Source organism: Streptomyces sp. NPDC059455, assembly GCF_042750115.1.
GTDB classification, from domain to species: domain Bacteria; phylum Actinomycetota; class Actinomycetes; order Streptomycetales; family Streptomycetaceae; genus Streptomyces; species Streptomyces endocoffeicus.
Map to the genome: position 1 here is coordinate 8929 of NZ_JBHYVB010000290.1, position 2354 is coordinate 11282.

At 69.0% G+C, this 2354-nt stretch carries 1 protein-coding gene and 2 pseudogenes; 2 read left to right on the forward strand and 1 reads right to left on the reverse strand.

All coding sequences use genetic code 11. The features are described from left to right. Window positions 1–585 precede the first annotated feature (585 nt). Window positions 586–981 (reverse strand): annotated as a pseudogene (locus ACFXB5_RS49375) (MaoC family dehydratase N-terminal domain-containing protein); the annotation flags it as partial. Window positions 982–1100: 119 nt separating this feature from the next. On the opposite strand from ACFXB5_RS49375, the gene ACFXB5_RS49380 reads away from it, so the two are divergent. Further along, window positions 1101–1586, forward strand: coding sequence for an alpha/beta fold hydrolase (locus tag ACFXB5_RS49380; RefSeq protein WP_385221537.1), 486 nt, complete (start codon window positions 1101–1103; stop codon window positions 1584–1586). A gap of 266 nt (window positions 1587–1852) precedes the next feature. After that, window positions 1853–2263 (forward strand): annotated as a pseudogene (locus tag ACFXB5_RS49385) (transposase); the annotation flags it as partial. Between the last annotated feature and the right edge of the window lie 91 nt (window positions 2264–2354).

Genomic DNA, 2354 nt, shown 5'->3' on the forward strand with positions numbered 1-2354 from the left:
ACACCACCCCCCCCCCCCCCCCACAACCCCCGCGCCCCCCCCCCCCCCCCCCCCGCGCCTGCATAAACTGCTCGCGGCCTGATCAACACGACCACGTGTTGCAACGACCCCTAGAAACCGCCATGCGTGTGCGGGGCCTTCCCGGTGTTCGACGAGGTCGAGGATGATCTCCCCGCTCGCCGGGTCGACTTCACGGACCGTGCCGGTCACCGTCAGCCGGTCGCCGGGATACGCGGGGGCCCGGTTCTGCCAGGCGACCCGCAGGCCCCGTCCCGTCGGCCCGGCGAAGCCCGCGGCCGCCCGGTGGAAGAGGCAGCCGTGCAGCTGTGCCATGACCACCGGGCCGTCCAGCCCCTCGGACTGCGCGAAGGCGGTGTCGTAGTGGATCCGGTGCGTATTGCGGGTGACCGCGCCGAAGCGCAGCAGCATGACCTCGTCGGGCACGAGCTCCACCGGGGGCACGTGCCGTGCCTCGGCACGTTCCTTCATCGCACGAGGAACCTCTCCGTGACTTCGGCGAAGGAGCCCTCGCTCGGCGGCGTAGGTCTTGTCGACGGTCAGCAGCAGGAACTGTTGTGCGACGCCCTTGCGTTGCACGTCGGTGAGCGCGCGGCGCATCTCGATCCGGTCGCCCGGCCGTGCGTCGTCGATCCAGCGGACCTCCTGACCGCCGGCCATGAGGCGCACGCCGAGTCCGTCGGTTCCGGGCACCTCGCCGCGGTACATGCCGTCCGGCCGCACCTGCTCGGCATCCGCGCCCGGTTCGGCAAGCAGCAGACTGACGACGTACATCGGGTGCACGCGGAAGGCGGGATGGCCGGGATCGACGAGCTGTGGCGCGCTCTCCCCCGCGGCCCGCGCGAACTCGGCGGCGCTCCCGGCCCGTACGACGCCGAGGAAGCGGCATTGCAGGCGGCCGAGCGCCGCCCGTACCCGTTCCCTCCACCAGGTCCAGTTCGGTCCGGAGCATTCCGCCTCCATGGTCGGCACGGCCCGTTCCCGGGAGGTAGGTGGCCCGTGCCACGCCTGCCACGGAACCGGACCACTGAGCGGACCGGTCCGCTTGGAGCGGTGTTCGGGACACCCGAGACCATCCGCCCATGGAACTCATGGACATTCAGGCGCCTCCGGAGGGCGCCTACGCGGAGGCGGACGGCGTCAAGTACCACTACGTCGAGATGGGCGAGGGCAGCCCCGCCATCTTCCTGCACGGGGGCGGTCCGGGGTGCACCGGCTGGTCGGACTTCGGCCAGGTGGCCCCGCTGTTCGCCGGGGACCGCCGCTGCTTCCTGGTCGACATCCTGCAGTACGGAAAGTCGGCGAAGCCCGTCATCGAGGGCCCCATGTGGGACTACCACGCCGCCAAGACCGTGGCGCTGATGGACACGCTGGGCATCGACCGAGCCGACTTCGTCTGCAACTCCTGGGGCGGCACGATCGCGCTCAACCTGGCCGCCAAGTTACCCCGAGCGCGTACGGTCGCTGGTCATCACCGGCAGCATGCCGGTCTTCCACGGTCCGCTCGCGCCGCTCCCGGAGGGCGGCCGCCGCGGACGCAACGCCCGCGACCGGTACTACGGCGGTGACGGCCCGTCCTGGAAGCAGATGCGGGATCTGAGAGGACGTTCGTGTCATCTATGCGCCGGTTTCGGGCAGTTGGGCTGCGCCGGGATTCGCCTCGTACAGGCATAACAGGCGGTATGTCACTTCAGCTGGAGCGCGCCGGGGCCTGCGGTTTACCCCGATTGCCGACGATAGATTCTGTCCGGTCCGAATACGTCCATGAAGCTGACTTTTGCCTCGCTCGATCGAGCGATACGCCCGGTTGGGAACCTCGTGCATGAGTGGTCCCATGACCTCTTCGCAGCAGCGTGAGCCGTACCCGAGCGACCTCTCCGATGCCCGCTGGGCGTTGATGGAACCGACCTTGACGGCCTGGCGGGCCGAGCGACAGAAGACCTCGCCCAACCTTGGCGGAAAGGTCACTGACCTGCGAGAAGTCATGAACGCGATCCTCTTTCTCAACCGGACCGGCGTCCCCTGGCGCTACCTGTCCCACGACTTCCCGCCGCACACCACCGTGTTCGGCTACTTCAGCGCCTGGACCGCCGACGGCACCATCGAGAAACTCGGCCTCCACCTGCACCGGATGGTCCGTGAGCAGGTGGGACGCGCCACCGAACCCACCGCCTGCGTCATTGATGCCCAGAGCGTCAAGACCGCTACCAGCGTGCCCACCGACACCCAGGGCACCGACGCCGGCAATTATCTGGGGGCGTCGGTTATGGCGGGTCGGGTGGCTATGGCTGGCTGACGTTGGCGGATTCGGAACAGGGATGTCATAACGGCGGTCC